The organism is Neomegalonema perideroedes DSM 15528 (genome assembly GCF_000374145.1).
In the GTDB taxonomy this organism is placed as follows: Bacteria; Pseudomonadota; Alphaproteobacteria; order Rhodobacterales; family Rhodobacteraceae; genus Neomegalonema; species Neomegalonema perideroedes.
This window is the reverse complement of record NZ_KB893653.1, coordinates 524,890-548,985: the sequence shown is the minus strand read 5'-3', so window position 1 is coordinate 548,985 and position 24,096 is coordinate 524,890. Positions and strand designations below refer to the sequence as shown.

18 protein-coding genes are annotated in these 24,096 nt (G+C 68.7%); 11 read left to right on the top strand and 7 right to left on the bottom strand.

Annotation, left to right across the window (positions count from 1 at the left end; all coding sequences use genetic code 11):
* The first annotated feature begins 131 nt into the window (after window positions 1–131).
* Complete coding sequence (locus B161_RS0102625) at window positions 132–629, top strand: CoxG family protein (protein WP_018631803.1); 498 nt, start codon at window positions 132–134, stop codon at window positions 627–629.
* A 3-nt stretch (window positions 630–632) separates the two neighbouring features.
* Here B161_RS0102625 and mgtE read toward each other — a convergent pair whose 3' ends face one another.
* From mgtE to ctaD, 4 genes are all read right to left on the bottom strand, one after another.
* On the bottom strand, window positions 633–2,030 hold the full coding sequence (gene mgtE, locus B161_RS0102620) for a magnesium transporter (RefSeq protein WP_018631802.1): 1,398 nt from the start codon (window positions 2,028–2,030) through the stop codon (window positions 633–635).
* 165 nt (window positions 2,031–2,195) lie between these two features.
* Window positions 2,196–3,251 (bottom strand): NAD(P)-dependent alcohol dehydrogenase, encoded by a 1,056-nt coding sequence (locus B161_RS0102615; RefSeq protein WP_018631801.1) that lies wholly within the window; start codon window positions 3,249–3,251, stop codon window positions 2,196–2,198.
* Window positions 3,252–3,314: 63 nt separating this feature from the next.
* Window positions 3,315–3,830 carry a DUF2244 domain-containing protein gene (locus B161_RS19490; RefSeq protein ID WP_018631800.1) on the bottom strand — a complete coding sequence of 172 codons (516 nt, stop codon included), beginning with the start codon at window positions 3,828–3,830 and terminating at the stop codon, window positions 3,315–3,317.
* A 74-nt stretch (window positions 3,831–3,904) separates the two neighbouring features.
* A complete protein-coding gene (ctaD, locus tag B161_RS0102605) occupies window positions 3,905–5,566 on the bottom strand; it encodes a cytochrome c oxidase subunit I (RefSeq protein ID WP_018631799.1) in 1,662 nt (553 codons plus the stop codon).
* A gap of 360 nt (window positions 5,567–5,926) precedes the next feature.
* On the opposite strand from ctaD, the gene B161_RS16385 reads away from it, so the two are divergent.
* The 6 genes from B161_RS16385 to copM all read left to right on the top strand — a co-directional run bounded on the left by B161_RS16385 (window position 5,927) and on the right by copM (window position 12,000).
* The gene (locus tag B161_RS16385; protein WP_018631798.1) at window positions 5,927–7,414 is read left to right on the top strand and encodes a Do family serine endopeptidase; all 1,488 of its coding nucleotides are present in this window, start codon (window positions 5,927–5,929) and stop codon (window positions 7,412–7,414) included.
* A 140-nt stretch (window positions 7,415–7,554) separates the two neighbouring features.
* Window positions 7,555–8,238 carry a response regulator transcription factor gene (locus B161_RS0102595; RefSeq protein WP_018631797.1) on the top strand — a complete coding sequence of 228 codons (684 nt, stop codon included), beginning with the start codon at window positions 7,555–7,557 and terminating at the stop codon, window positions 8,236–8,238.
* Window positions 8,225–9,697 carry a HAMP domain-containing sensor histidine kinase gene (locus B161_RS18510; RefSeq protein ID WP_018631796.1) on the top strand — a complete coding sequence of 491 codons (1,473 nt, stop codon included), beginning with the start codon at window positions 8,225–8,227 and terminating at the stop codon, window positions 9,695–9,697. The genes B161_RS0102595 and B161_RS18510 overlap by 14 nt, the downstream gene beginning before the upstream one ends.
* Window positions 9,698–9,806: 109 nt before the next feature.
* Entirely contained in the window at window positions 9,807–10,703 is an 897-nt protein-coding gene (locus B161_RS16375) for a BadF/BadG/BcrA/BcrD ATPase family protein (protein WP_018631795.1), read from the top strand.
* Complete coding sequence (rsmA, locus tag B161_RS0102580; protein ID WP_018631794.1) at window positions 10,697–11,578, top strand: 16S rRNA (adenine(1518)-N(6)/adenine(1519)-N(6))-dimethyltransferase RsmA; 882 nt, start codon at window positions 10,697–10,699, stop codon at window positions 11,576–11,578. Before B161_RS16375 ends, rsmA begins: the two co-directional genes overlap by 7 nt.
* Before the next feature lie 20 nt (window positions 11,579–11,598).
* A complete protein-coding gene (gene copM, locus B161_RS0102575; protein ID WP_018631793.1) occupies window positions 11,599–12,000 on the top strand; it encodes a CopM family metallochaperone in 402 nt (133 codons plus the stop codon).
* Between the two features lie 43 nt (window positions 12,001–12,043).
* Here copM and B161_RS0102570 read toward each other — a convergent pair whose 3' ends face one another.
* The 3 genes from B161_RS0102570 to B161_RS20145 form a co-directional block, all read right to left on the bottom strand.
* Window positions 12,044–14,350: an NADP-dependent malic enzyme gene (locus B161_RS0102570; RefSeq protein ID WP_018631792.1), complete on the bottom strand. Its 2,307-nt coding sequence runs from the start codon at window positions 14,348–14,350 to the stop codon at window positions 12,044–12,046.
* Between the two features lie 208 nt (window positions 14,351–14,558).
* Complete coding sequence (locus B161_RS0102565; RefSeq protein ID WP_040789128.1) at window positions 14,559–15,053, bottom strand: RNA pyrophosphohydrolase; 495 nt, start codon at window positions 15,051–15,053, stop codon at window positions 14,559–14,561.
* A gap of 82 nt (window positions 15,054–15,135) precedes the next feature.
* Window positions 15,136–17,298: a divergent polysaccharide deacetylase family protein gene (locus tag B161_RS20145; protein ID WP_018631790.1), complete on the bottom strand. Its 2,163-nt coding sequence runs from the start codon at window positions 17,296–17,298 to the stop codon at window positions 15,136–15,138.
* Between the two features lie 393 nt (window positions 17,299–17,691).
* On the opposite strand from B161_RS20145, the gene B161_RS0102555 reads away from it, so the two are divergent.
* The 4 genes from B161_RS0102555 to B161_RS0102540 all read left to right on the top strand — a co-directional run bounded on the left by B161_RS0102555 (window position 17,692) and on the right by B161_RS0102540 (window position 24,069).
* Entirely contained in the window at window positions 17,692–20,061 is a 2,370-nt protein-coding gene (locus tag B161_RS0102555; RefSeq protein ID WP_018631789.1) for a TonB-dependent receptor, read from the top strand.
* A 258-nt stretch (window positions 20,062–20,319) separates the two neighbouring features.
* Window positions 20,320–20,937: a LysE family translocator gene (locus tag B161_RS0102550; protein ID WP_018631788.1), complete on the top strand. Its 618-nt coding sequence runs from the start codon at window positions 20,320–20,322 to the stop codon at window positions 20,935–20,937.
* A gap of 10 nt (window positions 20,938–20,947) precedes the next feature.
* Entirely contained in the window at window positions 20,948–23,371 is a 2,424-nt protein-coding gene (gene gyrB, locus B161_RS0102545) for a DNA topoisomerase (ATP-hydrolyzing) subunit B (protein WP_018631787.1), read from the top strand.
* Window positions 23,372–23,517: 146 nt separating this feature from the next.
* On the top strand, window positions 23,518–24,069 hold the full coding sequence (locus B161_RS0102540) for a hypothetical protein (protein ID WP_018631786.1): 552 nt from the start codon (window positions 23,518–23,520) through the stop codon (window positions 24,067–24,069).
* Window positions 24,070–24,096 lie beyond the last annotated feature (27 nt).

Genomic DNA, 24,096 nt, shown 5'->3' with positions numbered 1-24,096 from the left:
CTCCAGATGAAACCGCGGCGCAGAGCCTGAAGCCTCGCCGCGAGGCCGTCAAGCGCGGCTTGCGCGCCGCCCTCGCGGGCCGCATATGATCGGGCGTCGCGTCCCTGAACTTCAAAGGAGCCTCCCGCCTCATGCGCATCGAAGATTCGCGCCGGATCCAAGCCTCGCCGCACAAAGTCTGGGAGGCGCTGAACGATCCGGAGATCCTCAAAGCCTGTCTGCCGGGCTGCGAAAGCTTCGAGCGGCTCGGCCCCACGCGGTTTCAGGCCGTGGTGGTTCAGAGGATCGGGCCTTTGTCGGCCAGCTTCACGGGCGAGCTCTCGCTGGAGAATCTCGATCCGCCCCAGAGCTACACCTTGGTGGGCAAGGGCGTCGGAGGCGCGGCGGGCCACGCCGAGGGCGCGGCGGACGTCTCCATTTCGCCCGAAGACGACGGCGCGAGGCTGGATTACGCGCTGCGCGCCGAAGTGACGGGGCGTCTGGCGAAGATCGGGCTGGGTCTGGTCGAGGGTTTCGCGCGCAGGATGGCGGCGCAGTTCTTCGAGCGCTTCGCCCGCATCCTCGAAGGAAGGCCCGTCGAGGAGCCGCCTTCCGAGGGGAAAAGCCTCTGGAGGCGGCTCATCGGCTGAGCTTCACAAGAGAAAGGCCGTGGCCAGCCCGAGGAAGGCGAAGAAGCCCACCACGTCGGTGAGGGTCGTCACGAAGACGCCCGAGGCCACCGCCGGATCCACCTTCATGCGGTCCAGCAGCATGGGGATGAGAATCCCCGCCATGGCCGCCGTGAGGAAATTGGCCATCATCGCCGCCGCGATCACGAAGCCGAGCTTCAGATTGCTCTGCCAGAGCGCCGCGACCGTCCCCACGAGAATCGCGAAGATCAGGCCGTTGCAGATTCCCACCAGCAATTCGCGGCGGATGATGCGTTTGGCGTTGGTGCGGGTCAGCTCCTTGGCCGAGAGGGCGCGCACGGTCACGGTCAGCGTCTGCGTGGCCGCGTTGCCGCCCATCGAGGCCACGATGGGCATCAGCGCCGCAAGGACGGTCAGCTTGCCGATGGTGTCCTCGAACAGCGCGATCACCGCCGCCGCCAGAAAGGCCGTCGGCAGATTGACGCCCAGCCAGGGCAGGCGCTGACGCAGGGTCTCGCGGGTGGAGTCGGAGATTTCTTCGTCGCCCACGCCGCCGAGGCGCAGCAGATCCTCCTCCGCCTCCTCCTCCATGGTGGCCACGGCGTCGTCGATCATGATCGCGCCGACGAGCCGCCCGGCCTCGTCCGTCACGGGGGCGGTGACAAGGTGGTATTTATTGAAGGCGTAAGCGACGTCCTTGGCGCTGTCGGAGGTTTTGAAGCTGTGGAACTCCGTCTGCATGACGTCTTGCAGACGCTCGTCGCGCAGATGGGTCACGAGCCGCCCGAGCGGCGCAAGACCCACCGGCTTATGCGCCGGGTCCACCACCACCACGGCGTAAAAATCCTCAGGCACGTCCTTGGCGCGGCGCAGATAATCCAGCAGGCTTCCGACCGTCCACCAGAGCGGCGCCGCCACCAGCGCCTTCTGCATCATGCGTCCGGCGGAATCCTCGGGATAGACGAGGGTCTGCTCGATGGCGAGGCGGTCGCCCGCGTCGAGGGCCTGAAGGATCTCCTGCTGACGCTCCTCGTCGAGATCTTCGAGCAGATAAGCCGCGTCGTCGCTCTCCAGCTCGCCCACGGCGCGGGCGATGGCTTCGGGCTCCATGGCCTCCAGAGCGTCGTCGCGGGCGCCTTCGTCCAGCTCGGTGAGCACGGGGCCGGCGAGTTCGGGCTCCAGCGCGCGGATGGCGCGGCGGCGGTCGTCGGGCTTGAGCTGCTCCAGAAGATCGGCCACGTCCTCGGGCCGCTCCTCGCCGAGGATCTCGCCCACCGCCGCGTCGTCATCGGCGGCGAGGGCCTCGATGACCGCCTCGACGGTCTCCTCGGTCAGGCCGTGGGACTCGACCTCCTCCTCTTCCCGGAGGTCGCGCTGAGGTTCTTGCGAATCCGACGCCATGGCCGCCTCCCTTCAGATCCGGCGCGCCGCCGCTGCGGGCGAGACGCCTTTTAAAACCGCTTCGGGGGGGCAGGCATGGCGAAAACGGACGCGAAAAGCAATCCTCTTGCGAACATCGCCGCAGGATTCCCCCCGCGGCGACGTCAGAGCCTCAAGCGGGGGGCCTCAGGCCGCTTCGCGCTTCAGAGACCCCATGTCGATGACGAAGCGATATTTGACGTCGCCTTTCTCCATGCGGGCGAAGGCCGCCTCGATTCCCTGCATCTCGATCATCTCCACGTCGGGCGCCACGCCCTTCTCCGCGCAGAAAGCGAGCAATTCGCGGGTCTCGGCGATTCCGCCCACCGCCGAGCCGGAGATCCGCCGCCGTCCCCGCAGCAAAAGGCCGGTGTGGAAAGGCTCGGTGGGGCCGATCATGCCGACGATCACCAGAGTCCCGTCGCGCCCCAGCAAAGGCAGATAGGGCGAGAGGTCATGCTTCACCGGAACCGTGTCGATGATCAGATCCAGACTCCCGGCGGCGGCTTTGAGCGCCTCGGGGTCTTTGGAGACCAGAGTCCGCGCCGCCCCGAGCCGGGCGGCCTCCTCGGCCTTGGCGGCGGAGGTGGTGATCGCCGTCACCTCGGCCCCGAGCGCCGCGCCGAGCTTGATCGCCATATGGCCGAGCCCGCCGATTCCGATCACCCCGAGCTTGGTCCCCGGCCCGGCCTCCCAGCGCCTGAGCGGCGACCAGACGGTGATTCCGGCGCAGAGGATGGGTCCGGCCACGGCGGGATCCAGCCCCTCCGGCAAAGGCAGAACGAAGGACTCGCGCACCACGATGGCCGCCGAATAGCCGCCATAAGTGGTTTCGCCCGTCGCGCGGTCGCGGCCGCCATAGGTGCCGACGGCGCCCTGAACGCAGAATTGCTCCTCGCCCGAGGCGCAGGCCGGACAGCTCCGGCAGGAATCGACCAGCGTCCCCACCGCGACCATGTCGCCCGGTTTAAAGCCCGAGACCTGCGCGCCGACCGCCGTCACGCGCCCGACGATCTCATGGCCCGGCACCGAGGGATACAAAGTCCCGCCCCAGTCGTTGCGGGCGGTGTGGAGGTCGGAATGGCAGACGCCGCAATACAGAATCTCAATGGCCACGTCGTCGGGGCGCAGGTCGCGGCGCTGGAAGCTCCAGGGACGCAAGGGGGATTCGGCGTTCTGGGCGGCGTATCCGAGGGTGATCATGCGTCTTCTCCTTATGGCTCCCGCGCCCTTTGAGCCCGGAATCCGCGCCCCGGTCAAGTCGGGTCAGCTCCGCCATGCGGCGCGGCGGCGCCCCTCGGCGAGCAGATCGCGCAGCTCCTCGGCCAGAGCGGGACGCTCGGCGGGCGAGAGGAAATCGCCCACGCCGGTCTCGGCCTCTCCGGCGCGCAGGATCAGCAGAAGGCCGCGCACCGGCTCCTCGCGGGTGGTCAGCCGCACCATGCCTAAGGGCGCCTCCCAGCGGCTGAGCCTTCCGCGGGCGTCCATGCGGTCCAGCCGGAGCCTGTCCTTGTAGATCGCGAGGCGCTCATATTGCCGCGCCCGGTCGCGGTCGTTGCGCCGCAGGGCGAAGACGATCCCGCCCAGAACCAGCAGAAAGAAAGGCGCCGTCGCGAGGATCGGCAGCCCCCCGCTCCGCAGAGCGCCGGGGGCGAAGAACATCATCGCGCTCGCGACCAGAGCCGCCCCGGCGAAAATCGCCGGAACCACGAAAAAGCCGCGCCGCTGCAAAGAGCGGTGCGGCCAGATGGTCATTTCGCGCAAGGGCGTCCCGAGGTCCATCCCCGTCTCCCGCTTCCGGGTCTCCCCTTGAGGAAAACCGCCCCCGGAGCGGGCTCCGGGGGCGGCGGGTCTCGTCAGTGGTGCGGGTTGTCCGCGATCACCGGCAGCACCTCGAAGGTGTGCTCCGGCGGCGGCGAAGGCAGGGTCCATTCCAGCGTGTCGGCGCTGGGGCCCCAGTAATTCGCGCCGACCTTCTCGCCCTTCGTGGCGGTCGACCACATGACGTAGAAGAACCAGAGGAAGGAGGCGCCGGAGATGAAGGCGCCGATGGAGGACACCATGTTCCAGCCCGCATAGGACTCGTGATAGTCGATGTAGCGGCGCGGCATGCCCGCGAGCCCGAGGAAATGCTGCGGGAAGAAGGTGAGGTTCGCGCCGATGAACATCATCCAGAAATGCAGCTTGCCCTGCCACTCGATGTACTGGCGGCCGGTCACCTTGCCGACCCAGTAGTAATAGCCGGCGAAGATGCAGAAGATCGCGCCCAGCGACATCACGTAGTGGAAATGCGCCACGACGTAATAGGTGTCGTGCATGGCGCGGTCCACGCCCGCCTGACTCAGCACCACGCCGGTCACGCCGCCCACGGTGAAGAGGAAGATGAAGCCGATGGCCCAGAGCATGGGCGCGCGGAACTCGATGGAGCCGCCCCACATGGTGGCGATCCACGAGAAGATCTTCACGCCCGTCGGCACCGCGATCACCATGGTGGCGATCATAAAGTAGGCTTGGGTGTCGGCCGACATGCCCACCGTATACATATGGTGCGCCCAGACCACGAAGCCCAGAACGCCGATGGAGGCCATGGCGTAGACCATCGCGAGATAGCCGAAGACCGGCTTCTTCGAGAAGGTCGCGATGACGTGGCTGATGATGCCGAAGCCCGGAACGATGATCATGTAGACTTCGGGATGGCCGAAGAACCACAGCAGATGCTGATAGAGGATCGGATCGCCGCCGCCGGCGGGATCGAAGAAATGCGTGCCGAAGTTGCGGTCCATCAGCAGCATGGTGATCGCGCCCGCCAGAACCGGCAGCGAGAGCAGGATCAGGAAGGCCGTGATGAAGATCGACCACGCGAAGAGCGGCGTCTTATGCAGGGTCATGCCCGGCGCGCGCATGTTCAGGAAGGTCGCGATGATGTTGATGGCGCCCAAGATCGACGAGGCGCCCGAAACGTGGACCGCGAAGATCGCGATGTCCATCGCCATGCCCGGCGAGCCTGAGGTCGAAAGCGGCGCGTAGAGCACCCAGCCCACGCCGATGCCCGTCTGGGAGGTGTCCATCAAGCTGATGACGCTCGCCAGAACCGCCAGCGCGCTGCCGCAGACGTAAAGCCAGAAGCTGAGGTTGTTCAGGCGCGGAAAGGCCATGTCCGGCGCGCCGATCATCAGCGGCATGAAGTAGTTGCCGAAGCCGCCGAAGAGCGCCGGAATCACCACGAAGAACATCATCAGGATGCCGTGGCCGGTCACCATGATGTTCCAGAGGTTGCCGTTGGGCGTGCCGTCGGCGTTGGTCATGTATTGGACGCCGGGCTGCATCAGCTCCAGACGCATGTACATGGTGAAGGCGACGGAGACCAAGCCCACGACCGCCGCCACGAGGAAATACAGGATTCCAATGTCTTTATGATTGGTCGAGCAGAACCAGCGGGTGAAGAATCCCGGCTTGTCATGAGCGTGGCCTTCGGCGTGGCCATGCCCCTCATGCTCGACGCCCGTCGCGTGCGCCATACGTCACTCCCTCCCCGAAGCTTCGGCGATGCGCCGAGGCTCTGCAAGAACGCCCGAACCTGCGGCCCCAGAATCCCAAAGCCCGCGGCGGGCGCGCGTCCTCCGTGAGCCATAGCGCGGCCCGCGATGCTTGACAACCGGGCCGATGGGCGCAAAGCGTCGCGGCGCGCGGCGCGCGCGGGAGGCGCAATCGCGGCGAGCTCTCGAAAGATCACGTGAAATGTGAAGCCGAAGAAGCCTGCGCCCCTCGACATGCGGGCGCGCAGACCCGATCTTACCAGCGAGTTTCAGGGCGGACCGCAGGCCCGGCCCCCCCCGCAGGCCCATCTTCGCCCTTTCGAGGATTCCAGGAAAAGCATCATGCGCAAGTCCCTTCCGCTCCGCTCCGCGCTCGCCGCCGCTTTGGCCCTCGGGGCCGCTCCCCTGCCCCTCCTGGCCGAGCAGCTGCCCTCCATCCCCCTGACGGCGGCCCCCGCCGACTTCTCCGACGTGGTCGAGGCGGTGAGCCCCGCCGTGGTGAGCATCAGCGTCGAGATGCGCGGACCCACGGCTCAGAGCGGCGCGCGCGGCGGCGACGGCGGAGGCGGCGGCCTCGACCGCTTCGGCGAACTGCCGCCGGAGCTGCGCGAATTCTTCGACCGCTTCGGCCGCGGCGGCTCGCCCTTCGCCGACCGCGACCGCCGCGCTCAGCCGGAGAGCCGCCGGGGCAGCGCCCAAGGCTCGGGCTTCTTCGTGAGCGCCGACGGCTACGTCGTCACCAACAACCATGTGATCGAAGACGGCGCGACGATCAAAATCCAGCTGGAGGACGGCCGCGAGCTGCCCGCTCGGCTGGTCGGCGCCGATCCGCGCACCGATCTGGCTCTGCTGAAGGTCGAGGGCGAGGATTTCCCCTTCGTCCGCTTCGGCGACAGCGCCAAGGCCCGCGTGGGGCAATGGGTGGTGACCATCGGCAATCCCTTCGGCCTCGGCGGCACGGCCACGGCGGGCATCGTCTCGGCGGTGGGCCGCGACATCCGCGCCGGCTCCTACGACGACTTCATCCAGATCGACGCCCCGATCAACCGCGGCAACTCCGGCGGCCCCGCCTTCAACCTGCAAGGCGAGGTCATCGGCGTGAACACGGTGATCTTCTCGCCCTCGGGCGGCAACGTGGGCATCGGCTTCGCCATCTCCGCCAATATGGCCCGCGAGGTGATCGACGGGCTCAAGGAGAACGGCCGCGTCGAACGCGGATGGCTGGGCGTGGCGATTCAGCCGCTCTCCGCCACCCTCGCGGAGGGCCTGGGCCTCGAAGCCGACGCCAAAGGCGCGCTCGTCTCCCATGTCGAGCCCTCCAGCCCCGCCGAAAAGGCCGGTCTGAAGGTGCGGGACGTGGTGGTCTCCTTCGCCGGCGTCCCCATCGAGGACGCGCGGGGGCTCTCGCGGGCGGTGGGCTCTCAGCGCCCCGGCCAGACTCAGGCCGTCGAGATCATCCGCGGGGGCGAGCGGCGCAGCGTCTCCATCGAACTGGGCTCCTTGCCCGGCGAAGAGGGCGAGCAGGTCGCCGCGGCGCCCGCCGCCGCGACGGGCGAAGGCGCGCGCCTCGGGCTGTCTCTGCGCAACGACCGTGAGAACGGCGGCGTGGTGGTGGATCAGGTCCGCCCCGACTCCGCCGCCGAAGAGGCCGGAATCGAGGTCGGCGACCGCATCCTCGGGGTGGGCGACGCGGAGATCTCCACCGCCGCCGAGGCCGCCGACGCCATCCGCGCGGCTCAGGCCGAAGGCCGCAAGGCGCTGCTGATCCAGCTGGCCAAGCCCGAGGACGAGCGCGCGCTCTTCGTCGCGCTGCCGCTCGGCGGCTCCTGAGCGGCGCCGGCGAGGCTCTTGGGGGGCGCGGCCTTGAGCTTGCGCCCCCGGAGGCTTATCTCGGGCGGAGAGATCCCGCAGCCTCCGCCCGAATCCTCCGGGAGAAGCGCGCGGGCTTCGCAAAGGAGACCCGCCCCGTCATGCGCATTCTGGTCATCGAGGACGACGCCCGCGCCGCCGAGCATCTGGTCGGCGGCCTGCGCGAACGCGCCCATGAAGCCGATTGGGCCAAAGATGGAATCGACGGTCTGGAACGCGCCTCCAAGGGCCAATACGACGCCCTGATCGTGGACCGCATGATGCCGGGGCTCGACGGGCTGGAGATGCTCAAGCGGCTGCGGGCCATGGGCTGCGACACGCCCGCCCTCTTCCTGACGGCGCTGGATCAGGTGGATCACCGCGTGGAGGGGCTGCGGGCGGGCGCGGAGGATTATCTCGTCAAACCCTACGCCTTCCCCGAGCTTCTGGCCCGCGTCGAGGGTCTGGCGCGGCGGCGGACGCCCGAAGCGGCGGTCACCAGACTGCGTCTGGCCGATCTGGAGATGGATCTCCTCGCGCGCAGCGTCGTCCGCGCGGGGGTCAAAATCGACCTCCAGCCCCGCGAGTTCAAGCTGCTGGAGGAGCTGCTCCGGCATTCGGGCCAGGTCGTCACCCGCAGCATGCTGCTCGAAAGCGTCTGGGATTATCACTTCGATCCTCAGACCAACGTCATCGACGTGCATATTTCGCGGCTGCGCTCCAAGATCGACAAGGGCTTCGAGCCGCAGCTTCTGAAGACCGTGCGCGGCGCGGGCTATATGCTGACCGCCGATGGCGAGGCTTAAATTCCTCGATTCCTACGTCTTCCGGCTCGCCCTCGGCTATACGGCCATGGTGGTGAGCGTGATTTCGCTCGTCTTCATCTTCTCCTACGCCGCCGCCGACCAGCTGCTGGAGAAGGAGATGCGCGCGGCCATCAGCGCCGAATCCGACGCCCTCGCCCGGCGCTATAAGACCGCCGCCGGAGAAGCCGCCGGAGAGCAGAACCTCAGCCTCGCTCTGGCGGAGATCCTGCCCATCATGCACGCCCGCGACGAAGCCCGCGAGGAGGCCATCTATCAGCTCTACCGCCCCGCCGCGGACGGAGCCCCCGCCCGCAAGCTGGCGGACGGCGCCTTCAAGACCGATCTTCTGCAATATGGCCAGCCCAATGATTACGGCTGGATTCGCGCGCTGCTGCCGCCCTCGGAGTCCTCCGGCGCCGGGGGCCCGCACGTCCGTCAGGTGATCGCGCTCTACACGCCGCTGGATTCCTCTCTGGCTCTGGTGGTGGGGCGCGACCGCAATCAGCACCGGCGCGTGAAGGACACCCTCTTCCGCATGATGCTGAGCGGCCTCGGCGTGACCACGGCCCTCGGGCTGGTGGGGGGCGCCGTCGCGGCTCAGCGCATGATGCGCCGCGTCGAGCGCGCCCGCCGCGCCGCTCAGGACATCATGACCGGCGACCTCAAGCGCCGTCTGCCGCTGGTCGGCTATGACGACGAGCTGGAGCGCCTCACCATCACGCTGAATCAGATGCTCGACCGCATCGAGCGGCTGGTGGAGGCCATGCGCGAGGTCACCGACGACGTGGCCCATGATCTGCGCACCCCTCTGACGCGGCTCAGGGCGCGAGCCGAAAGGGCCTTGCAGGCGCCTTCCGCCGCCGAGCCGGATCTGCGCGCCGCTCTGGAGGAATGCGTGCAGGAGGCCGACCGGCTTCTGGCGGTCTTCCGGGCGATCCTCTCCATCGCGCGGCTGAAGACTCAGCGCGGCGTCAGCGCCGAGCATCCTGAAATCGACCTGAGCCAGGCCGTCGCCGACGCCGCCGAGCTTTACGAGCCCGTCTTGGAGGAGGCCGGATTCGCTCTGAAGCTCGACATCGCGCCGGATCTGCGGGTGCGGGGCGAGCGGGCGCTGATCGGACAGGCCGTCGCCAACCTCATCGAGAACGCCCTGCATTACGGCCGCCCCCCGGAGAGCTCCGGGCGGGCGCCTGAGGTGACGCTCAAGCTGGCCCGGCGCGGCGACCGCGCCGAGATCTCGGTCTCCGACCGCGGCCCCGGCGTGCCGCCCGACAAACGCGAGGCGGTGTTCTCGCGCTTCTCGCGGCTGGACCCGAGCCGCGCCGAGGAGGGCGTGGGGCTCGGACTGGCCTTCGTGCGGGCGGTGGCCGAGTCGCATGGCGGCTCCTCGCGCATCGAGGACGCCGGGCCGGGCGCGCGGGTGGTCGTCGCGCTGCCCGCCCCGCAGGCCCCGGCCTGAGGCCCCCGGCCTGAGGCGCCGGAGAGCCTCAGAGCGCTTTGAATCCGCTTGACGCCGCCCCGCGCCCGGTTACTCCTGCGCGAAAAGACTTTTCGGGAGAGACACCACCATGGGCGAAACGCTCTATTTCGGCCTCGACGGCGGCGGCACGGGCAGCCGGGCGCGGCTCACGGATTCCGCGGGCCGCAAGCTCTCCGAAGCCGAGGCGGGCATGGGCGCCATCGCCACCGGAGACGGCTCCGCCTCCCACGCCTCGATTCTGGAGGCGGCGCGGCTCTGCGTCGAGCGCGCAGGCCTGCCGCCCGAGGCGATCCGCGACGTGGCGGCGGGGCTCGGGCTTTCAGGGGCGCCCATGCGCGGCGCCCGCGAGCGGCTCCGGGCGCGGGGCCTGCCCTTCGCCCGCACGGTGCTCGGCACCGACGGACACGCCGCCTGTCTCGGCGCCCATGGCGGCGAAGAGGGCGGGCTGGTGATCTTCGGCACGGGCTGCGTGGGCGGCGTCTTCGCGCGGGGCCGCTATCGCGAGGCGGGCGGCTGGGGCTTCGCCTGCGACGATTTCGGATCAGGCGCCGACATGGGCCGCCGCGCCGTGCATCTGACCATGCGCGCCGCCGACGGCGACGTCGAGGGCGGCCGTCTGGCGGAGGCCCTGCTGAAGGATTTCGGCGGCGATCCCCGCGACATGGGATTCTGGGCCGCCACCGCCACGCCCGGCGAATTCGGCCGCTACGCGCGGCTCATCTTCGATCTCGCCGAGGAGGGCGACGCTCCCGCCCGCGGCGTGGTGGCGCGTTCGGTGGAGGAATGCGCGCGGCTGACGCGGATCGCTCTGGACTGGGGCGCGCCGAGCGTGGTCCTGCACGGCTCCATCGCGCGGCGCCTGAAGCCCATGCTGCCGGAGGCGCTGCTCGCCCGCGTCGTCGAGCCCAAGGCCGACGCTCTGGAGGGCGCGCTCATCATGGCCCGGCGCGGCAAGGCCGCCGTGGACGCTCTGGAGGAATGGTGACCGAGACCCCCGACTTCGCCGCCCACGCCGAGGCCCTGCATGCTCTGCCGCCGCTCCGCGAGGTGGTCGGACGCCATGAACTGGCGGCGAAGAAGGCTTTGGGGCAGAATTTCCTCTTCGACCTGAACCTCACCGGACGCGTCGCGCGGGCGGCGGGAGATCTGACCGGCTGCGACGTGCTGGAGATCGGCCCCGGCCCCGGCGGCCTGACGCGGGCTCTGCTGCTGGCGGGCGCGCGCAAGGTGGTGGCCGTGGAGCGCGACGAACGCGCTTTGCCCGCCCTCGCGGAGATTCAGGCCGCCGCGCCGGGGCGTCTGGAGGTCGTGGACGGCGACGCGCTGAAATTCGATCCGGCGCCCTATCTGACGGCGCCCGTGAAGATCGTGGCCAATCTGCCCTATAACATCGGCACGGAATTGCTCGTGCGCTGGCTGACGGCGCCGCAATGGCCGCCTTTCTGGTCCTCGCTCACGCTGATGTTCCAGAAGGAGGTCGCCGAGCGCATCGTCGCCGGGCCGGGAGATTCCGGCTATGGGCGGCTCGGAGTTCTCGCGGGCTGGCGGACGGAGGCCGAGATCGTCTTCGACATCTCGCCTCACGCCTTTTTTCCGCCGCCGAAGGTCACCAGCTCGGTGGTGCGGATCCGGCCGCGCGAAAAGCCCCTCGCGGAGGCGGATCTCTCCGCGCTGGAGCGCGTGACCGCCGCCGCCTTCGGCCAGCGCCGCAAGATGCTGCGTCAGAGCCTGAAATCTCTCGGCGTGGAGCCCGCGCCTCTGCTGGAGGCGGTCGGGATCGATCCTCAGCGCCGGGCGGAGACCCTCAGCGTCGAGGAGTTCTGCGCCCTCGCCCGCGCCTTCGCCGCCACACGCGCCTGAATCAGCCCCAAGGAGGCCCCATGTCCCGCGCCCTTCTCCCCGCCCTGCTGCTCGGCCTGAGCCTGAGCGCCGCCCCGGCCTCGGCTCAGGATCATTCCGCCCATGGCGCCCACGCCGCCGCCCCTGCGGCGGCCGAAGCCTCGCCCGCCGAAGCCGCCTTCGCGGAATATGGCGCGGCCATGACGAAGATGATGGCGGACATGCACGGGACGCCCTCGCTCGGCGACGCCGACGCCGATTTCGCCGCGCAGATGATCCCGCATCATCAGGCCGCCGTGGAGATGGCCCGCACGCTGCTGACATATGGGAAGGATCCCGAGCTGCGCGCCCTCGCCGAAGAGGTGATCAAGGCGCAGGAGGCCGAGATCGCTCAGCTTGAGGCTTGGCTCAAGGCCCATGGCGAGGCCGAGCCTCACCCCTAAAAACGGGACGGGGGAGGCTCCGCCCTCCCCCGCCTCCAAAGCTTCACTCCGCCGCCTGCTCCTCGCGGCGGTCGTGATAGGCGGCGTCCACGGCGGCGAGCGCCGTCACGTTGAGGATGCCCCGCGCCGTGGTGGTCGGCGTGACGATATGGGCGGGCTTGTTCAGACCCATGAGCAAAGGCCCGACCCTCAGACCGTCGGCCATGCTGACCAGCAGATTCACCGCCGCATGCGCCGCGTCGAGATTCGGGAAGACCAGCAGATTGGCCGGTCCCTGCAGGCGCGAGCTCGGAAAGATCCGCTGACGCACCGTCGGATCCATGGCCGCGTCGACGTGCATTTCGCCTTCATATTCGAAATCCGGCGCGATCTCGTCGAGGAGGCGGACCGTCTTGCGCAGCTTCAGAGCGCCGGGGGTGTCGCGGGCGCCGAAATTCGAGCCGCAGACGAAGGCCGCCTTGGGCTCCACGCCGAAACGCCGCATCTCCTGAGCCGCCATCAGCGTGATCTGACTCAGATCCTCGGCGGAGGGCTCGGAGGCGGCGTAGGCGTCGGTGATGAAGACCGTGGCCTTAGGCGTGATCACCGCCGTCAGAGACGCCAGACGGCAGGCGCTGGCGCGGCGTCCGATCACCGATTCCAGATATTTCAGATGCCAGAGGTAATGGCCCGCCAATCCGCAGACGAGGGCGTCGGCCTCGCCGCGCTGGAGCATCATCGCCGCGATGGCCGTGGTGTTGGTGCGGATGATCTGACGCGCGGCGTCGGGCGAGACGCCCTGACGCTCGGTCAGAGCGTGATAGCCGCGCCAATATTCGCCATAGCGCGGATCATCCTCGGGATCGCAGAGTTCGAAATGCACGTCGGGGCGGATCTTGAGCGCGAATTTCTCGCAGCGCGCCTCGACCACCTTGCGCCGCCCGACGAGGATCGGCTTCGCCAGCTTCTCCTCGATGGCGGCCTGAACCGCCCGCAGGACGCGCTCATGTTCGCCCTCGGCGTAGACCACGCGCTTCTCCAAACCCCGCGCCCGCGCGAAGACCGGCTTCATCAGGAAGCCCGAACGATAGACGAAGCGCGCCAGATGCTCGCGATAGGCGGCGAAATCCTCGATGGGCCGCGTGGCGACGCCCGAATCCATGGCCGCCTGAGCCACGGCGGGCGCCACGGCCTCCAGCAGACGAGGATCGAAGGGCTTGGGGATGAGGTTTTCGGGTCCGAAGCGCAGATCCTCGCCTTCATAGGCGTTGGCGAGTTCGGCGGCGGCGGTGGCCCGGGCCAATTCCGCGATGGCCCGCACGGCGGCCATCTTCATTTCTTCGTTGATCTCGCGCGCGCCGACGTCGAGGGCGCCCCGGAAGATGAAGGGGAAGCAGAGGACGTTGTTGATCTGGTTCGGGAAATCGGAGCGCCCTGTGGCGATCATGGCGTCAGGCCGGGCCTCGCGGGCGACGTCGGGCATGATCTCCGGCGTGGGATTGGCCAGAGCGAAGATCATCGGCTGAGGCGCCATGTCCCTGACCATCTCGCCCGTCAGCAGCCCCGGCGCCGAGAGTCCGAGGAAGACGTCCGCGCCCTTCAGCGCCTCGGCGAGTTCGGGCTTGGGGCCGGGCTGGGCGAAGCGGGCTTTCTCCGGGCTGAGGTCGTCGCGCTCGGGATGGACCAGCCCGCCGATGTCGTAGAGCCGGATGTTCTCGCGTTTGACGCCCAAGGCCACCAGCAGCTCAAGACAGGCGATGCCCGCCGCCCCGCCGCCCGTCGAGACCACCTTCAGGCTCTCGATGGCCTTGCCGCCGATCTCCAAGGCGTTGGTCACGGCGGCGCCCACCACGATGGCCGTGCCATGCTGATCGTCGTGGAAGACGGGAATGTTCATCCGGGCCTTCAGTTCGCGCTCGACCTGAAAGCATTCCGGGGCCTTGATGTCCTCAAGGTTGATCGCGCCGAAGGTGGGCTCCAGCGCCGCCACCGCCTCGATGAGCTTTTGCGGATCATCGGCGTTCATCTCGATGTCGAAGACGTCGATGTCGGCGAATTTCTTGAAGAGGACCGCCTTGCCCTCCATCACCGGCTTGGAGGCCAAAGCCCCGATGTTGCCGAGGCCCAGCACCGCCGTGCCGTTGGAGATCACCGCCACGAGGTTTCCCCGCGCGGTGTAGCGCGCCGCCGTCAGCGGATCGGCCGCGATGGCCCGGCAGGCCGCCGCCACGCCGGGACTATAGGCCATGGAGAGGTCGCGCTGAGTGGCGAGGGGCTTGGTGGCGTGGATCGCCAGCTTTCCGGGGCGCGGATGCTCATGATAGGCCAAGGCGCGGGCGTCGAGATCCGTTTCGGGCGTGGGGGCTGGCATGGGCGCTTCCTCTTGAGGTCCTTCGGGCGCAGAGCCCGTCACGCCTCCCGAGGCGCCTCCGCCGAGGGAGGCCGCCGCTTGGGGATCATGTCCGGGCCTCGCCCGTTGTACAGGGGCGAAGCCGCTTTTCTGCGACTTTCGTCGAAGACATTCGCGGGCGGAGCGCGCGGCGTCAAGCCGCAGCCCCGCTTTCGGCTCCGACCCTCCTTCAGGAAGGCTTGAGATAGGGCGCGAAGCGGCGCAGCGCCTCCTCATAGACCGGGCGTTTGAAGGAGACGATGTCGGCGATCAAGGCTTCGGCCCGCATCCAGCGCCATTCCGAGAACTCGACCGGCTTTTGCGTGATGTCCACCTCGGAATCCTCGCCGAGGAAGCGCAGAGCCAGCCATTTCTGTTTCTGGCCGCGCCATTTCCCGCCCCAAGCCTTGCCCATGAGATGATCCGGCAGGTCGTAGCAGATCCAGTCTTCGGTGGAGGCCAGCAGCTCGACGCGGGATTTCTTCACGCCGGTCTCTTCGCGGAGTTCGCGCAAGCCGCATTCGAGGGCCGTCTCGCCTTTGTCGAAGCCGCCTTGCGGCATCTGCCAGGCGTCGGGGGCGTCGAGGCGGCGGCCCGCGAAGACCAGACCTTCGCGGTTGATCAGCGCCAGTCCGACGCAGGGGCGGTAAAGAGAGAGATCGCGTTCCGGCGGGGCGGAGGTCATGGCGGGCGGCTCCTTCATGGCTGCGCGCGGAGACTCCTCCCTCCCGCCCCGCAAGGCAAGTCCTTCCTCCCTTTTCCGCCGGTCACTCCAGCGCCTCGCGGAGCGGCGCGAGCCGCACGCCTCGGGAGGCGAGCCCTTCGGTCCAGAGCGCCAGAGCGTCCAGCGCCTCGTTGGAGACCGCCATGACGCCCACGGCCTCGCCGTCGGCCAGAGCGCGGCGCTCCAGCTGCGCCAGAGCCGTGCGGATGGCGGTCGCGCTGCGCTCGCGGTCGAGGGCCATCGGAGCGGCGGCGTAGCGCACGCCCGCCCCCCGCGCCGAATCGCGCAGAAGGCTGCGGTTGGTCGGCTGATTCTCCAGCACGAAGAGCCCGCGCCCCGCCAGAAACGGCAGGACGCCCGCCAGAGCCTGCTGATCGGCGGTGAAGCGCGCGCCCATATAGGTCGAGATTCCCGCCGCCTTGGGCGCGACCGCCAGCACCTTCGCCAGACGCGCCTGATTCTCCTCCGCCGCGACGCCCGTCGCGAGGGTGATCTCCTCCGGCGTGGAGCTGCGGGTCATGGCCTCCATGGGGGCCTCGACCAGAGCCACGCGGCCCGCCGCCCCCAGACTCGCCACGCGATCCTCGACCCGGCGTCCGATGGGGGCGAAGGCCAGAGCCACGGCGTCGGGAGTCTCGCGCATGGCCCGCAGAGTCACGGCCTCATGCAGCCCGAGGGCGGTCAGAACCACCATGGCGCGCGGCGCGTCGGGCGGCAGAGCCGGCTCCGCGGCTCGGCGACGCGGCGCGGGCGCGGCGGCGGGAGTCTCCGAACGCGCCGAGAAAGGCCCGTCGTCGGGGCGGTCGATGGGGGCCCGGCGCACCTGAGGCAGATCGCCCGTCTCCAGAGCGTCCGGCGCGAGGGCCATGGCCGCGAAGGCCTCCGAAGTGATCTCAGGGCCGAACTCGGCCCCGAACTCCTCCCCGAACCCGCCCCCGAACTCGACCGCGGCGGAGATCATCGGCGGCGGTTCGGATCCCGTCGGTTCGGGAGCCTCCCGCGCGGCGACGCGGATCGGCTCCGGATCATGGAGCGGCGCCGAAGCCGCAAGGCCGGGATCATGAATCGGCGCGGAGCCCGCAGGCGCCGGATCATGGAGCGGCGGCGGCGGCGCGGCGGCCAAGGCGATTTCGGGGCCCCCCTCCAGCTTCAGCCGCGAGCTCCATCCGCCTCTTCCGCCGCGCGGAGAAGGCGCGGCTTCGACCGAGGCGGCGCGCAGAGGAGAGGGCGGCGAATAGACGTCGGGATCGGCGCCGGGCTCCGACGCCAGAGAGGGCGCGAGAGGGGGCGCCAGAGAGGGCGCGGAAAGGGGGGCGGCGGCGTGTTCGGGCTTCGGAGGCTTGGGCCGCGGCGCCGGCGAATCGACGGGTCCGGATTCGGCCTTCGGCGCGGCCTCCGGCTCGGCTTCGGGGGCGGCGGAAGGCTCAGGCTCCGGCGCGAGGGCGGCGGCGGGCGGAGGAGGCGCCGCGAGATCGAGGACCGGCGCGGGCTCCGCGCCCGGAGGCGCCAGCAGCGCGGTCTCCAGACGCATGGCTTCGGGCGCTCCCGGATCGGCGGGCGGCCCGGCGGCGTTGAGGGCGGCGTTAGGGGGGGCCTCCTCCGCCAGCCCCGCCTCGATCTGAGGCTCCAGATCTCCGAGAGCGGGCGCGGAGGACGCGGATCGGGAGGATAAAGGCGGCGCCAGATGAGGCGGCGCGAAATCCTCGGCCAGCTCCATGGGCGCCCAACCCTGCTCCCAATCTCCCGGCGGCGCGAAGGCCGGAGGCGGCGGAAGGCGCGCGGCGGCGCGCGGAGGAATGTCGCCGGTGACGAGCGGCTCCCATCCTTCTCCGCCTCCGGGCGGCCGCAGCGGCGGCGCCTCCGTCAGACGGCGGGCGGAGGGCGCGGCGGCGCCGTTCTGAGAAAAAGGCGGAGGCGCCGCGAAGGAGGCCGCGACCTCGGGACTCAGCGCGCGGTCGCGCCCGCCCTCTCCGCCGCCCAGCAGCGCGAAGCCCGCGAGCAGCGCGGCGCCGCCCGCGGCTCCAAGGGCGAAAGCGCGCCAGCGCCCCCGCCCCCCGGAGGCGCGGCGGCGGGCGACGGGCGGCGCGGCCTCCTCTTCGCCCCAATCGTCCTCCGTCCACTCATCTTCGAGGATGGGCTCCGCGGAGGACTCGACGGGGGGCTCGGCCATAGCCTCTTGCAGAGGCTCGATCCGGGACTTGGTCATGGGGTCCGTCTTTCAACAGTCTCGGGCGACAGTCTCGGGCGACAGTCTCGGGCGAAAATCTTCAGAGCCTATCCAACCTCATGCGGCTTAGGGATCGGTTAAGGGCGGCGAACTCGGGTCCGGGGGCGGCGCCTCGCCCGGATTCCGCCGGATTTCCGCCATAAAGACGCCCCCGGGCCACAATCCGCGACGACCGTTCCGTCCGGCAGGATTTTGTCTTGACGCAGCTCAAAAGGATTATCTTCTTGCGTGAAGACATCGACGCCCGGCTCAGCCAGACACAGGCCGCCGCAAGACGCCCGGCCGCTCCGGAGCCCTCGCGCGCCCTCCAGCCCCAGCCCCCAAACTTCGATTCGTCGCCGCAACGACGCCTCAAATGGGGAACGCTTCTTCATGCCTCAAACCGATCCGACGGATTCGCGCGAATCCCGCAACATCACCCTCGGCCTTTTGCCGATGCTGATGGCCGCCTCCGCCATCGCGGCCCCCGCCGCGCTGGCCCAGACGACGGGGCTCCATCCGGAGCCCGCCCTCCTCGCCGATCCGACGGTTCGGGCGCCCCTGCCCGCCGCGACGCCCGCCTATGTCGCCGCGCCGACTCCGGTTCAACCCGTCCTCCAGCCCGCCGCGACGCCTCAGCCGCAGCAGACGATCCCCCTCGAACCCATTTATCTGACGGGAACGGAGGTCCGGTCTCAGGCTCCGGCGCCGCAGCAATACATGCAGGAATACAAGGTGGACGGCGTCGCCTCGCCGACCTTCACCCAGCCCCTGCTCGACACCCCGAAGACCATCACCGTCATCACCCAGCGCGAGATCGAAGAGCGCGGACAGGCCTCGCTCGCCGAGGTGCTGCGCTCCACGCCGGGCATCACGCTGGGCTCGGGCGAGGGCGGCACCCCGGTCGGAGACCGCCCCTTCATCCGCGGCTTCGAAGCCAGCACCGACATCTTCGTGGATGGTCAGCGCAGCCTCGGCCGTTCGGCCTATGAGAGCTTCAACTCCGAGGCCGTCGAGGTCTCCAAAGGCCCCGGCTCGGCCTATACGGGGCGCGGCTCGACCGGCGGCTCTCTGAACATCGTCAGCAAGCAACCCGCCGACGAGACCTTCCTCCACAGCAACAGCACTCTGGGCGCGGATTCCTATCTGCGCCAGACCATCGACGCGAATTACTATAATCCTCAGAACGACGTGGCTCTGCGCCTCAACGCGCTGTATCACGACGCCGACATCCCCGGCCGCGGCCCCCGCGACGAGCGCCGCATCGGCATAGCGCCCTCGGTGGCCTGGGGCCTGCACGGCCCGACTCAGGCCGTGCTGAGCCTCTACCACTCGAAATCCGAGGAGATGCCGGATCTGGGCGTCCCCTTCCAGACCGAATCCTATTGGCGCGACGCGCGCGGAGAACCCGGCCGCGTCGCCACCAAGGACGATCCCTTCCGCCCCATCGACGACATCGACCGGGATAATTTCTACGGCTCCGCCTACCGCGACTTCCGCGACGTGACGACCACCATCGGCACCTTCAAGCTCCGCCATGAATTCGAAAGCGGCCTGACGGCGCAAAACGTCTTCTCCTATAATCGCGGCACGAACGAATACGCCATCACCCGCCCGACGGTGAACGCGGCGAACGGCCTTTTGGTGGACCGCAATCTGCGCAGCTCGGCGCGGCGCAACGTCTCCTGGGGCAACCGCACCGACTTCACTTATGAGCTGGACACCGGCCCCGTCGCCCATGACCTGGCTTTCGGCCTCGAATTCACCCGCGACAAGCTGCAATCGGCGAATCTGGCCTCGGGCAACATCGACCCGACCAGCCTCTACGACCCCGATCCCTGGACGCCCTTCGGGATTCAGGCCGTCCGCGGCGATTACGGCGATCCGACCCGCACCAAGACCGTCTCGGCCTATGTCTTCGACACCCTGAAGTTCAACGACCAGTGGCTGCTGAACCTCGGCCTGCGCTACGACGACTACAAGGTCTCCAGCGGCGCGCTCGAAAACCACTCGAAGATGTGGAATTATCAGGCGGGCCTCGTCTATAAGCCGACCCCGGACGGCAGCCTCTACGTGGCTTTCGGCACCTCCTCGAATCCCTCGGGCGAGACGGCGGGCCAGTCCGGCGGCGCCGACGGCGCGGCGGGCGGCGGCCTCAACAACAACACCGTCAACCTCGATCCCGAGGAAACCCGCAGCTATGAGGCGGGCGTGAAATGGGACTTCCTCGACGGTCGGCTCGGCGCCACGGCGGCGGCCTTCTACACCCAGAAGACCAACCAGCGCGCCACGGATTCGACCACGGGTCTGGTCGCCCTCGTCGGCGACAGCGAGGCCAAGGGCTTCGAACTGGGCCTGCGCGGCGAGATCACCGACCGCTGGCGCGTCTCGGCGGGCTACACCTACGTCGATTCCCGCATCAAGGACGACGGCGCCGGCGCCAACGACGGCAATAAGGCCAAATACATCGCCCCGCACAGCGCCAGCATCTGGACCACCTACGACGTGACTCCGAAGCTGACCATGGGCGGCGGCGTGAGCTATATGTCCGACCGCTTCGCCAACGACGCCAACACGCTGGAGCTGCCCTCGCACGTCCGCGTGGATCTGATGGCCTCCTATGAGGTGAACGACAACTTCACGCTTCGGCTCAACGCCAACAACGTCTTCGACGAAAAGATCTACGACGGCTCCCATGTCGGACTTTTCGCCAATATGGCGCCGGGCCGTCTGCTCACTCTGACGGGCGAGGTGAAGTTCTGAGCTTCGCCTGATCTTCCGACGTTCTCCGACGAAAGCGCCCGAAAGGGCGCTTTCGGGCATGCGCAGACTCGACCCCGCGTCCTCCCCGGACGCGGGTTTTTTCACGCCTCCGCGCAACGGCGAGAGGGGGGACTCGCTTTTCGCGCCGGAGAAGCTAATCTCCCGCATCGCTCCTCTTCACCTCATCGCCTGACCGCGCCTCAGCTCCCGGCGCGCCCCCTTGCGCGCGGGGCTTCTCGTCGCGCCGGACGTCTCGTCATGACCCTTCACGCCGTCACGCTTTACGCCTCCGCCCTTCTGCTCATGGCCATGGCGCCGGGGCCCTTCGTCGCGGCGCTGCTGCCGCGCTCCATCTCCTACGGCTTCCGCCGCGCGACGCCGCTCATCTGGGGCGCGGTGGCGGGCGACATGATCTGGGCGGCGGCCGCGCTCTTCGGTCTGGCGGCGGCGGCGCAGCTCTGGGCGCCCGCTCTGACCCTTGTGCGCGTGGGCGGCGGCGCCTATCTCGTGTGGATGGGCTGGCGGATGCTCGCCGCCCCGCCCGAGGCCATGGCGCTCGGCGAGGCCGGAGAGGCCGGAGGCTTCCGCGCCACGTTCCTCAGCGGGCTGGCGGTCACGCTGGGCAACCCTAAGCCGGCGCTTTTTTATCTGGCGCTCCTGCCGGTTTTCTTTGATATTGGGAAACTCTCCGGCGGAGAGAAGATTTTGATTCTGGCCGTGATTCCGCCTGTCCTGCTCCTTGTCCTCTGCTCCTACGCCGCCCTCGCCGCCGAGGCGGGGCGCAGGCTGAAGACTCCGGGCGGGACGCTCTGGCTGAACCGCGTCTGCGGCGGGGCGATGATCCTCGCCGGGGCGGCTCTGGCGGCCAATCTGTAAAGGACGAGACATGTCTGACGAAAGCCGCCCCGGCGACGACGGCTCCGATTACGGCGCGGATTCCATCAAGGTGCTGCGCGGCCTCGACGCGGTGCGCAAACGCCCCGGCATGTACATCGGCGACACGGACGACGGATCGGGCCTGCACCACATGGTCTATGAGGTGGTGGACAACGCCATCGACGAGACTCTGGCGGGCTACGCCAGCCATGTGCGCGTCCAGCTCAACGCCGACGGCTCCGTCACCGTCGAGGACGACGGGCGCGGAATCCCGGTGGACGTCCATAAGGAGGAAGGCGTCTCCGCCGCCGAGGTCATCATGACCCAGCTCCATGCGGGCGGCAAATTCGACCAGAACAGCTATAAGGTTTCGGGCGGCCTGCATGGCGTGGGCGTCTCGGTTGTCAACGCGCTCTCGGACTGGCTGCTGCTGGAGATCTGGCGCGGCGGCAAGGCCTATCAGGTGCGCTTCGAACGCGGCGACGTGGTCCAGTCTCTGACCGAGGTCGGCCCGGCGAACGGCAAGCGCGGAACCCGCGTGACCTTCTTCGCCTCCGGCGACACCTTCAAGGGCGTGACGGAATACGACTGGCGCACGCTGGAGCATCGCCTCCGCGAGCTGGCCTTTCTGAACTCCGGCGTGCGGATTCTGCTGGAGGACAGCCGCTCGGTCGAGCCCAAGACCATGGAGCTGCATTACGAAGGCGGCGTCGAGGCCTTCGTGCGCTATCTCGACCGCTCGCGCACGCCTCTGCTGAAAGACCCCATCGTCATCCGCGGCGAGCGCGACGGCGTGACCGTGGACGCCGCGCTCTGGTGGAACGACGGCTATCACGAAAACACCCTCTGCTTCACCAACAACATCCCCCAGAAGGACGGCGGCACCCATCTGGCGGGCCTGCGCGGCGCGCTGACGCGCACCATCAACGCCTACGCCAATTCCTCGGGCGTGGCGGCGAAGGAGAAGGTCACGCTTTCGGGCGAGGATTCCCGCGAGGGCTTCACCTGCGTCTTGTCGGTGAAGGTGCCGGATCCGAAATTCTCCTCTCAGACCAAAGAGAAGCTGGTTTCGTCGGAAGTGCGCCCAGCCGTCGAGAATCTCGTCAATGAGAAGCTCGGCGAATGGTTCGAGGAGCATCCCGCCGAGGCCAGGCAGATCCTCGGCAAGATCCTCGAAGCCGCGCTCGCCAGAGAAGCGGCCCGCAAAGCCCGCGAGCTCTCGCGCAAGAAGGTCGGGCTGGACATCGCCTCCCTGCCCGGCAAGCTGGCGCAATGTCAGGAGCGCGATCCGGCGAAATCCGAGATCTTCATCGTCGAGGGCGATTCGGCGGGCGGCTCGGCCAAACAGGGCCGCGACCGCGCGACGCAAGCCGTGCTGCCTCTGCGCGGCAAGATCCTCAACGTGGAGCGCGCCCGCTTCGACAAGATGCTCTCCTCGGAGACCATCGGCACCCTGATCACGGCGCTGAACACCGGCATCGGCCATGAGGAGTTCGACGCCGATAAGCTGCGCTATCACAAGATCATCATCATGACCGACGCCGACGTCGACGGCGCCCATATCCGCACTTTGCTGCTGACCTTCTTCTATCGCCAGACGCCCGAACTCATCGAGCGCGGCCATGTCTACATCGCCCAGCCGCCGCTCTATAAGGCGACGCGCGGCAAATCCGAGGTCTATCTGAAGGATCAGAAGGCCCTTGAGGATTACCTCGTGGCGGGCGGGCTCGAAGGCGCGACCCTCGCGCTGGCCAATGGCGAGACCCTCGCGGGGCCGGATCTGGCGCGGGTGGTCGAGACGGCCCGCAAGGCCCGCTCGGCGCTCTCGACCCTGCCGCCGCAATTCTCCAAGGCGCTGATGGAGCAGGCCGCCATCGTCGGGGCGCTGGACCCCGAGCGCGAGCCGGATTCCGCCCTCGCCGAGGCTCTGGCCGCAAGGCTCGACGCCATGGAGGAGGAGCACGCCCGAGGCTGGACGGGCGAAGTCACGCAGGGCGGCGGGCTGAAGGTCTCGCGGATGCTGCGCGGCGTCTCCGAGGCGCGGGCTCTGGACGCGGGCGTGCTGCGCTCGACGGAGGCGCGGCGGCTTCAGGCTCTGGCGGCGGAGCTCGCGGAGACCTACGCCGGAGAAGCGGTCCTGCGCCGGCGCGACAAGGCGACGGCTCTGCGCGGCCCCGGCCCTCTGCTGGACGCGGTGATGGCCGAAGGCGAGCGCGGCGTGCAGCTGCAACGCTATAAGGGCCTCGGCGAGATGAACGCCGAACAGCTCTGGGAGACGACGCTCGATCCCGGCGCCCGCACCTTGCTGAAGGTCCGGGTGAGCCACGCCGACGAGGCGGATTCCATCTTCGCCAATCTCATGGGCGAATTGGTCGAGCCGCGCCGCGAGTTCATCCTTGAGAACGCGCTGAACGTGGATAACCTCGACGTGTGAGGCCGCCCAGACTTCAGAACCGGACTTTGGAGGATTTTGCGAAAGGGCGCGGAGACATCCGCGCCCTTCGTCGTCAGGCTTGCGCGCCTCAGGGGCGCCGCGCAGAATGAACGCCTCCTCAGCGATGGGATTTCAGGGAGAGGATCATGGAGGCGCCTGAGGCTTCGCCGATGCTTCTGAAGGCGAACAAGACGAAGACGATCCTGCTCACGCTTGGGAGCTTCGCTTTCGCTCTGGGCGGCCTGCTGCTCCCCGAAACGACCCCCTCCGAGCAGCTCCTGAAATATGGCGGGGCGGCGTTTTTCCTGCTCTGCGGAGCGGCGGCGGCGTCGCATCTTCTTCCGGGCCGCAGCAGCCTGAGCCTCGATGCGGAGGGCATGGAGCTCAGCGACGGCTTCAAGGGGCGGCGGCGGATCGCTTTCGCCGACATCGCGGAAAAAGGCTTCTTCGTCTACTCCATGAAAGGGGCGGCGATGGTCATCTGGGCCTATAGGGAGGGCGCGCAGCCGCAAAGCCTGTTGCGAAGAGCGAACAAGGCCCTCTCCGGGGGAGACGACCACCTGCCGGTCAGTTACGAGGGCTATTCCGCCAAAGATCTGGCCGGGCTCCTCAACGCGCATCTGGCGGCCTGGCGCCGGAGGGCGGCGCAAGAGGCCCCCCGCCCCGCCTTTCTGGACAGTTCCTCCTGCGCGAGGTAAAAGCCGCCGTTCTCTTTCCTGATGGAG

Bases quoted from the DNA above. Each gene is read 5' to 3' on its own strand.
- mgtE (WP_018631802.1), bottom strand. From the start codon at position 2,030: ATGGCGTCGGATTCGCAAGAACCTCAGCGCGACCTCCGGGAAGAGGAG.
- B161_RS16375 (WP_018631795.1), top strand. From the start codon at position 9,807: ATGGGCGAAACGCTCTATTTCGGCCTCGACGGCGGCGGCACGGGCAGC.
- B161_RS20145 (WP_018631790.1), bottom strand. From the start codon at position 17,298: ATGACCAAGTCCCGGATCGAGCCTCTGCAAGAGGCTATGGCCGAGCCC.
- B161_RS0102625 (WP_018631803.1), top strand. From the start codon at position 132: ATGCGCATCGAAGATTCGCGCCGGATCCAAGCCTCGCCGCACAAAGTC.
- B161_RS18510 (WP_018631796.1), top strand. From the start codon at position 8,225: ATGGCGAGGCTTAAATTCCTCGATTCCTACGTCTTCCGGCTCGCCCTC.
- copM (WP_018631793.1), top strand. From the start codon at position 11,599: ATGTCCCGCGCCCTTCTCCCCGCCCTGCTGCTCGGCCTGAGCCTGAGC.
- B161_RS0102540 (WP_018631786.1), top strand. From the start codon at position 23,518: ATGGAGGCGCCTGAGGCTTCGCCGATGCTTCTGAAGGCGAACAAGACG.
- B161_RS16385 (WP_018631798.1), top strand. From the start codon at position 5,927: ATGCGCAAGTCCCTTCCGCTCCGCTCCGCGCTCGCCGCCGCTTTGGCC.
- ctaD (WP_018631799.1), bottom strand. From the start codon at position 5,566: ATGGCGCACGCGACGGGCGTCGAGCATGAGGGGCATGGCCACGCCGAA.
- B161_RS19490 (WP_018631800.1), bottom strand. From the start codon at position 3,830: ATGGACCTCGGGACGCCCTTGCGCGAAATGACCATCTGGCCGCACCGC.
- B161_RS0102615 (WP_018631801.1), bottom strand. From the start codon at position 3,251: ATGATCACCCTCGGATACGCCGCCCAGAACGCCGAATCCCCCTTGCGT.
- rsmA (WP_018631794.1), top strand. From the start codon at position 10,697: ATGGTGACCGAGACCCCCGACTTCGCCGCCCACGCCGAGGCCCTGCAT.
- B161_RS0102550 (WP_018631788.1), top strand. From the start codon at position 20,320: ATGACCCTTCACGCCGTCACGCTTTACGCCTCCGCCCTTCTGCTCATG.
- B161_RS0102595 (WP_018631797.1), top strand. From the start codon at position 7,555: ATGCGCATTCTGGTCATCGAGGACGACGCCCGCGCCGCCGAGCATCTG.
- gyrB (WP_018631787.1), top strand. From the start codon at position 20,948: ATGTCTGACGAAAGCCGCCCCGGCGACGACGGCTCCGATTACGGCGCG.
- B161_RS0102570 (WP_018631792.1), bottom strand. From the start codon at position 14,350: ATGCCAGCCCCCACGCCCGAAACGGATCTCGACGCCCGCGCCTTGGCC.
- B161_RS0102565 (WP_040789128.1), bottom strand. From the start codon at position 15,053: ATGACCTCCGCCCCGCCGGAACGCGATCTCTCTCTTTACCGCCCCTGC.
- B161_RS0102555 (WP_018631789.1), top strand. From the start codon at position 17,692: ATGCCTCAAACCGATCCGACGGATTCGCGCGAATCCCGCAACATCACC.